This window comes from Pandoraea sp. ISTKB, from assembly GCF_001721285.1.
In the GTDB taxonomy this organism is placed as follows: Bacteria; Pseudomonadota; Gammaproteobacteria; order Burkholderiales; family Burkholderiaceae; genus Pandoraea; species Pandoraea capi.
The window spans coordinates 1-8,301 of sequence record NZ_MAOS01000080.1 but is presented as its reverse complement, the minus strand read 5'-3'; the positions used below and the strand labels follow the sequence as shown (position 1 = coordinate 8,301).

At 62.8% G+C, this 8,301-nt stretch carries 7 protein-coding genes; 6 read left to right on the top strand and 1 reads right to left on the bottom strand.

Annotated features, from left to right (window positions below; genetic code table 11):
* The 6 genes from A9762_RS25090 to gudD form a co-directional block, all read left to right on the top strand.
* Positions 1–1,550 (top strand): MFS transporter (locus tag A9762_RS25090; protein WP_139133395.1); only part of this gene is annotated, 1,550 nt, incomplete at its 5' end.
* A gap of 86 nt (positions 1,551–1,636) precedes the next feature.
* The gene (locus A9762_RS25085; RefSeq protein WP_069344704.1) at positions 1,637–2,488 is read left to right on the top strand and encodes a zinc-dependent peptidase; all 852 of its coding nucleotides are present in this window, start codon (positions 1,637–1,639) and stop codon (positions 2,486–2,488) included.
* Positions 2,489–2,638: 150 nt separating this feature from the next.
* Positions 2,639–2,905, top strand: a complete 267-nt coding sequence (locus A9762_RS25080; RefSeq protein WP_069344703.1) for a type B 50S ribosomal protein L31 — start codon at positions 2,639–2,641, stop codon at positions 2,903–2,905.
* A 306-nt stretch (positions 2,906–3,211) separates the two neighbouring features.
* Entirely contained in the window at positions 3,212–4,942 is a 1,731-nt protein-coding gene (locus A9762_RS25075; protein ID WP_069344702.1) for a glycosyltransferase family 39 protein, read from the top strand.
* Positions 4,943–4,970: 28 nt separating this feature from the next.
* A complete protein-coding gene (locus tag A9762_RS25070; protein ID WP_069344701.1) occupies positions 4,971–6,323 on the top strand; it encodes an MATE family efflux transporter in 1,353 nt (450 codons plus the stop codon).
* 323 nt (positions 6,324–6,646) lie between these two features.
* Positions 6,647–7,975, top strand: a complete 1,329-nt coding sequence (gudD, locus tag A9762_RS25065; protein WP_069344700.1) for a glucarate dehydratase — start codon at positions 6,647–6,649, stop codon at positions 7,973–7,975.
* 21 nt (positions 7,976–7,996) lie between these two features.
* Here the strand turns inward: gudD and A9762_RS29115 are convergent.
* The coding region (locus A9762_RS29115; RefSeq protein ID WP_206093621.1) for a hypothetical protein at positions 7,997–8,301 on the bottom strand (305 nt) is incomplete at its 5' end.

Below are 8,301 nucleotides of genomic sequence, written 5' to 3'. Positions count from 1 at the left end.
TCGGGGGTGCAGGCGGCGCCGGCCCCTTGCGGCCGATGCGAATGGAGGCCTATCGCTACGCCCTTGGCCTGATTCCCGGTCTCGAGTTCTTCGAAAACGCGCTGCTCGTCTACTTCGCCGTCTACGTGTCGGGCGGCGTGGACGCCTCGCCGAAAGAGTTCGTCTGGATGACGACGGCCTACGGCATCGCCTCGGTGCTCGCCATCCTCAAACAACAATGGTTCGTCGAGCGCATCGGTTACCGTCGCTATCTGACGGCATCGCTACTGCTCTATGCCTGCGGCGCCATTCTCGCGGGCACCAGCGAGAGCCTGACGCAGCTCGTGATTGCCCGGGCGTTTCAGGGATTTTGCGCGGGTAGCTGGATGAGTTCGTGCCGCATTCTGGCGCAGGTGAGCATGCCGGCGGAGCGGCGCGGCAAGACGGTGCAGACGTTCGCATTGCTGCTGTTCACCGGGTCTGCCGCCGCACCACTCATCGGTGGCTTGCTGGTGTCCGAATACACCTGGCGCACACTCTTCCTGTGCACAGCGCCGCCCGCCGTGCTGCTCGCCGGGCTCGCCTGGTTCGCCGTGCCGGACGTCGGCCGTCTGCGCGACCGCCTCTCGGGCGGCAGCTACCCGTTCGCGCCATTCATGGCATTCGCCCTTGCGATGGGCGCGTTTCAAGTCGTGCTTCAGGAAATGCGTTACACGCTCTGGCTGCAAACGCCGGTGCTGCCCTTGCTGACCGTCGTCGGTGTCGGCGCGCTGGTCTGGTTCGGCTACCACCAATGGCAGCACCCCGCGCCATTCATCCGTTTGCAATCGCTGCGTCGACGTGAGTTTCAAGTCGGATTGGTCCTGTACGCGGCTTACTACTATCTGGCAAACACCCAGAGCTATCTGATGCCTCGCCTGCTGGAGCAGGGCCTTGGCTTCACCGTCGAGCGCACCGGACAACTGCTCGGTTATTCGGCATTGCTCACGGTGATCCTGCTGATCGCCTACTTTCGCGTCGCAAAGTTCATTACGAACAAGAAGTTGCTGATCGTGAGCGGCTTCCTGATGACGATCGGCACCAGCGTCTGGCTTGGCGCCATGCCGCCCGACGCCGGCCAGTCGCAGCTCTACGGCGTGCTCGCCCTCAAGGCCGTTTTCGGCATTTTCACCGTGCTGCCGGTGGCCAACCTGACGTTTCGCACGTTCGATCACGAAAGCTTCGTGCACGGCTACCGGCTGAAGAACATTCTTCGCCAGTTGTCCGGCTCGTTCGCCGTCTCGACGATCGTGGCCTTCGAGCAGCATCGCGAAGCGCTGCATCGCAGCCGGCTCACGGAAGTCGCCAATCCATACAACCCAATCTTCACGCAGACGCTGGACACCCTCGCCAATGCGCTCACTCATGCGGGCATTGCCGCGTCACAAGCGCACGGCGCCGCGCTTGCGCAAATCGCCCAGATGATCCAGCGGCAAGCCGCGTTTCTCTCGTTCATCGACGGCTTTCACTTCATTGCCATCGTGGCGCTGTGTGGCGCAATTTTTGCGGCAATCCAGAAGCAGCTAAATTAGAATCGTCAGCGTCATTTGCCTTTGTGCCGCAGGCGCATTGGCACCGCACGAATCCTCGCCGCAGCGCCACGCCGGCCACGCACACCATGCTCAAGACTCTGTTCGCCAGCCTCGGACTCTCCCGCAAAGCCACAGCGATCGACGACAACGTCTGGCACGAAGTCGTCGGCGCTTTGCCATTCCTTTCCCGACGAACCTCGGCAGACCTCGAAAAGCTCCGCGCGCTGGCCACCGACTTTCTGGCCAGCAAGCACTTCTCCACCGCGCACGACCTGCCGCTGACCGACGCCATGTGCGTCTCTGTCGCCGCACAGGCGTGCCTGCCGATTCTCCATCTGCCCCCGGCGTTGTATCGCGGATGGACCGGCATCGTGCTCTACCCGGGCGAGTTTCTGATCCGCAAGACGGTGCAGGATGAGGCCGGCGTCGTGCATGACGTCGAACAGGAGGCCAGCGGCGAAGCGTGGGAGGGCGGACCTGTCGTGCTGTCGTGGCAAGACGTTCAGGCGAGCGACGTGCTCGCCTACAACGTCGTGATCCATGAATTCGTCCACAAGATCGACATGGAGGGTGGTGAGGCCGACGGCGTGCCGCCGATGCTGCGCCGCCTTCACGGCGATCTGACAACGGAAGTATGGTGCAACGTCTTCGATCCGGCCTACGAGGAGTTCTGTCACCACGTGGCGAATGTCCCGGACGCCGACTGGGACGCCTTCGCGTCGACCTCGCTACTCGACCCGTACGCGACGGAACACGAGTCGGAATTCTTCGCGGTATGCGCCGAAGCGTTCTTCGTGGCTCCGGAGGCCTTCCGGCACGAATATCCGGCCCTGTACGCGCTGTTTTCGCGCTATTTCCTGCAAGATCCCGCCACGCCAGTCGGCACGCTGCCGGACGCCACGCCGCCCGTGACGCCCGGGCCTGCCGCAACCCCATGAAAACTTTGCGAAAATTGTGGTTTTCGTGGCATAATGCGCGTTTTCCAAATCCGGAAAGTGGTCGACGCGTATTCCGTCACAAGACGGCAATTGCGTTAGCGGGTCAGGTGACTCGCGCAGGCTGGCTACCGACTTAACTCAAGGCCCATCATGAAAGAAGGCATTCACCCGAATTACCGCGAAGTCGTGTTCAAGGACATGACCCCGGGCATCGACTTCCAGTTCATCTGCCGCTCGACGGTTCAGTCGAAGGAAAGCATCGAAATCGACGGCAAGACCTACCCGCTCGTGAAGCTGGATACGTCGTCGGCATCGCACAACTTCTACACCGGCGAAACCCGCATCATGGACGCGGAAGGTCGTGTGGACAAGTTCCGCAAGAAGTTCGGCAACCGCGCCGGCGGCAAGGCTGCCTAAGTTTTACAGGCAGATCGCCGCACAACGCGATGCGGGGCCCGGCAGACGATGGCGGGCCAGTGCATCAGGGGCAATACCCCGGCGTTGCGGAAAGTGTTGGAAAGGGGCAGCTCAGGCTGCCCTTTTTTCTTGGTTCTGTTCTGCGCCATTTCATCGGTTACTGTCATACTGTCGGCTTTTCCGGGCGCCCCGGGCCTTCCCTTAGGTTGGCACCACGCGTTGCCGCAGGTTTGACCCCCGGGTCATTTCCGGCCATCCCCTCCGCTTTCCCGATCCGGCCGCTCTGCCGGTCCTGCCGTATTGCCTATGAAACGAGTTCGCATCACTGCCTCCGCCACCAGCGCGCTGCCGCGTTCGCTGCTGATCGCCATTTGCGTCATCTATGTGCTGGCGGGGTTGTTTGGTCGCGACCCGTGGAAAAACGAAGACGCTGCCGGCTTCGGCATCATGTGGACGATGGCCCATGGTCATTTGTCCGACTGGCTGCTGCCGAACATCGCAGGCAAACCCATTTACGATAACGGCCCGCTCGTCTCGTGGCTCGGTGCGCTCGCCATTCGCGCTTTCTCATGGCTCGACGCGCCCGACGCCGCTCGCATCGTCACGGGCCTCTGCTTCTACATCACCTGCACGTTCATCTGGTACGGCACCTATCTGCTCGGTCGCCGCCCGGAAGTGCAACCGTTCAAATACGCTTTCGGAGGCGAACCCGAGCCGCGCGACTACGGCCGCACGCTTGCCGACGGTGCGCTGCTGATTCTGCTGGCCTGTTTCGGTCTGGCCGAACGCGGTCATGAAACCACGGCAACGGTCGGACAGCTCACGCTTATCTCGATGGCCATCTACGGTCTGGTGCGCAGCCTGGACAAGCCGCGTCAGGGCGCAGTGTGGTTCGGCCTCGCGCTCGGCGGCATGGCGCTCGCGTCTTCACCGCTGATGACGCTCTCGCTGTGGATCGCCGGCATCGTCGCCGCCGTGGTGTGCCGTGCCCTGCCCCTGCGCATGCTGTTGCTGGTGTCCACCCCCATCACGCTGCTCCTCGCCTGCACCTGGCCGCTCGCGGCGCTCAAGTTCGCAGACGGTGCACGTCGCTGGCTCGGCGAATGGGCCGACATCGGCGTAGACACTTTCAGCGGACCGACACTCAGCTCGCTGAGCTATATCGTCAAGAACCTCGCACTGTTCGCGTGGCCGGCATGGCCGCTGGCGGCGTGGTCACTGTATTCCTGGCGCGGCATGCGACGCGCGCCGCATATCGCCATCTCGCTCGTCTTCGCGATCACTCTGCTTGTGCTGATCGTGCTGCAAGCGCATCAGGGCAACCAGCTCTTCATGCTGGTGCTGCCCGCACTGTCCATCATCGCGGCGTTCGGTTTGCCCACGCTCAAGCGCGGCACGGTCAACGCCATCGACTGGTTTGCCGTGCTGTCGTTCACCGTGCTGGCGGGCTTCGTATGGATCGTCTGGCTCGCAGGCATTACCGGCTTCCCGGCCTCGACGGCACGTAATCTGCGACGCCTTGTGCCGGGCTTTGCTCCGGAATTCAGTTGGATCACGCTCATCAGCGCGCTGCTCGTCACGGGTGCCTGGGTGGCGCTCGTGGCATGGCGCGTGTCGCGCAGCCCGAAGGTGCTGTGGCGCAGCGTGGTGCTGTCGTCCGGTGGCACGACCCTGATGTGGGTGCTGCTCATGACGCTCTGGCTGCCGGTCGTGAACTACGGGCGCACGTATCGCGACGTGGCCGCACAGATCTCGGCCCACCTGCCCGCCGATTACACCTGCATCCGTACCGCGAGAGTGGGCGACGCACAGCTCGCGTCGTTCGCGTACTTCGGCAACATGCGCTTCGGTTCGGCAGACGACGATTGCGACGTGCTGCTGCGTCAGGATTCGCAGGATTACAGCGAACCGCTGTCGCTCGCGCCGTACGAATGGCGCCAGCTCTGGGAAGGCCGCCGCGCGGCCGACCGCGACGAACGCTTCCGTCTCTACGTGTTGCAGGAACGCCCATGGCGGCGCGCCGCGCGCCCGCGCTGATCGCTCGCCACCGTCACCGATCCTCACCATGTGGCACGACATCAAACGCATTGCCACGCTCGCGTGGCCGGTCCTGATTGGTCAACTGGCCGTCATCGCCTTCGGGGTGATGGATACCGCCATGGTCGGACGCGCATCCGCGTTCGATCTCGCATCGCTGGCCCTCGGCGGCTCGATCTACATCACGGTCTACGTTGGCCTGATGGGCATTCTCGTCGCGCTCTCCCCCATCGCCGCACAGCTTTACGGCGCGGGTGAGCGCACCGCGATCGGCGAAGAGGTGCGTCAGACGTTCTGGCTCGCGCTATTCCTCGCGATTCCGGGGTTCCTGGTGCTGTCGCATCCCCAGTTCATCCTGCGCCTCTCGCAAGCGACGCCCGAACTCGAAGCCCGCGCAAGTGCGTATCTGCACATCCTCGCGTACGGCCTGCCTGCCGCCATGCTGTTTCGCGTGTATTCGTCGCTGTCGACGGCCGTCGCGCAGCCACGTATCGTCATGGTCATTCAGGTGACGGGGCTGGCTCTCAAGGTGCCGCTGAACCTTGCCTTGATTTACGGCGTCGAGCGGTTCGGCATTCCGGCACTGGGCAGCACCGGCTGCGCCATCGCCACCACCGCCATCAACTGGGTGTCGTGCGGATTGGGACTCACGCTCATGGCGCGTCACCCGAAGCTGCGCGAGTTCGGCGTCTTCGCGAAGTTCTGCTGGCCGCAATGGCAGGCAATCCGCGCGTTGCTGAAGCTCGGTGTGCCGATGGGGCTGAGCTACCTGATCGAAGTGACGGCGTACTCGTTCATGGCGATCTTCATCGCTCGCCTGGGCGACGTCACCCTCGCCGGTCACCAGATCGCCGCGAACCTCGGCGCACTCATGTACATGCTGCCGATGTCGATCGGCATCGCGACGGCCACGCTCACCGCACAGGCCATCGGCTCGCGTGATTTCAAAGCGGCGCAGCTGGTTGGACGCCGGGGCGTCGAGCTGGCGGGCACGTTGGGGCTGGCGATGGCTGCACTGATGTGGCTGTGCCGCCCATGGGTTCTCGCGGCCTATACCGCAGATCCGCTGGTCGCCGCCGTCACCACGCCGCTGCTTGCCATCGTCGCCGTTTATCACATCTTCGATGCGCTGCAGGTCAACGCCGTCTTCGTGCTTCGCGCATGGAAGGTGGCGGTCGTGCCGACGGTCATCTATGCCGTGTCCTTGTGGGGCGTCGGTCTGGGCGGCGGTTATGTCCTGGGCTTCGACGTCGGCGGTGTCTCCCCCGCCTGGCTGCACGGCGCAACGGGCTTCTGGGCCGCCAACAGCGCCAGCGTGGCGGTCGCCGCCGTCGGGCTGCTGATGTATCTGCGCTGGGTGGTCCACGCGAAGGCACGTTGAGCTATTGCGCGACGCGCACACGCCGGACGGTACTTGCCATGCAGTATCCGCCCCTCTTCATCCCCGATAGTTGTACGACAACAATCGCAAAGAGGGATGCCAGCCCCCTTCTAGTCCGGCCGGCATCAAACGCCTACAGCACCTTAACGCACCGAACGGCCAAAACCCTTGACTACAACGTCTTCATGACGACGTGGTCGTCGCGAAACGGGTATACCCGAAAAGGCAGCGCACTGAACTTTCCATAGAATGTTGTCTGACGACATACAACAAAATGTATGTCTGACACTTCGTTCCCTTTGGTCTGATCAACGTTCCCTGCCATGAGCCGAACCCCCATCGTCACCGAATTGCGCGTTGTTCCCGTCGCCGGCCGCGACAGCATGCTGCTGAATCTGAGTGGCGCGCACGGCCCCTTCTTCACGCGTAACCTCGTCATCCTCCAGGACAGTGCCGGACACACCGGCGTTGGCGAAGTCCCTGGCGGAGAATCGATTCGCAAGACGCTGGAAGACGCACGCCCCTACGTCGTCGGACAATCGGTCGCGAACATTCAGGCAATCCTCGGTCAGACCCGTCGCGTATTCGCAGACCGCGATGCCGGCGGACGCGGCCTGCAAACCTTCGATCTGCGCACCACGATTCACGCCGTGACCGCGCTCGAAGCCGCCTTGCTCGATCTGCTTGGTCAACATCTGGAAGTCCCGGTCGCTGCACTGCTTGGCGAGGGACAGCAGCGCAGCGAAGTCGCGATGCTCGGCTACCTCTTCTTTATCGGAGACCGACAGGCGACCGATCTCGCTTACGCAGATAACCAAGGTGCCAGAGACGATTGGGAGCGCGTTCGTACCGAAGTCGCCATGACACCCGATGCGGTCGTTCGTCTGGCGGAAGCCGCCCACGCGCGATACGGCTTTCAGGACTTCAAACTCAAGGGCGGCGTACTCGAAGGCGATGCCGAGATCGAGGCTGTCACCGCGCTCGCCAAACGCTTCCCGCAAGCTCGGGTCACACTGGACCCGAACGGTGCATGGTCGCTCGCGGAAGCGGTGCGCCTGTGCCGCGACCAGCATGATGTGCTCGCGTATGCCGAAGATCCCTGCGGCGCAGAAAACGGATACTCGGGACGCGAAGTCATGGCCGAATTCCGTCGTGCGACAGGCCTGCCGACGGCCACCAACATGATCGCGACGGACTGGCGTCAGATGGGCCACGCGATTCAGCTTCAGTCGGTCGACATCCCGCTGGCAGATCCGCATTTCTGGACGATGCAGGGTTCAGTGCGCGTCGCCCAGATGTGCCATGAATGGGGACTGACATGGGGCTCGCACTCGAACAATCACTTCGACGTTTCGCTCGCGATGTTCACCCACGTCGCCGCGGCGGCGCCCGGCAAGATCACCGCGATCGACACACACTGGATCTGGCAGGACGGTCAGTACCTCACACGCAATCCCCTTCGCATCGTCGACGGCAACGTTCAGGTGCCAACAACGCCGGGGCTGGGTGTCACGCTGGACATGGAGGCTGTCGAAGCGGCTCACGCGCTTTATCTGGAACATGGCCTGGGCGCGCGCGATGACAGCGTCGCCATGCAATACCTGATCCCCGACTGGAAATTCGATCCGAAGCGCCCCTGCCTCGTGCGGTGATCGAAGCACGACATGTTGAATTCAGGGCGAGTTGGCGCAAAAAAACAGCCGCCCTGTCACCAAGAAGTTGCAATGCGCGCGATCTACGAATTTTTTAAAGATTGCGCGAAAAATCCGCAAGCCATCTTGAGATCGAATCACCAGGGGAAAAATCGCTATTGAAGCACCCGAAAAGCCCCGTTGCAGGACATCGATAAAGCGGCGCAACAAACCAACAGATCTGCGACAGAGATAAAAAAAGCCCAGGCGGTTAAGCCTGGGCTTTCTTCGTTTGGCGGAGCGGACGGGGCTCGAACCCGCGACCCCCGGCGTGACAGGCCGGTATT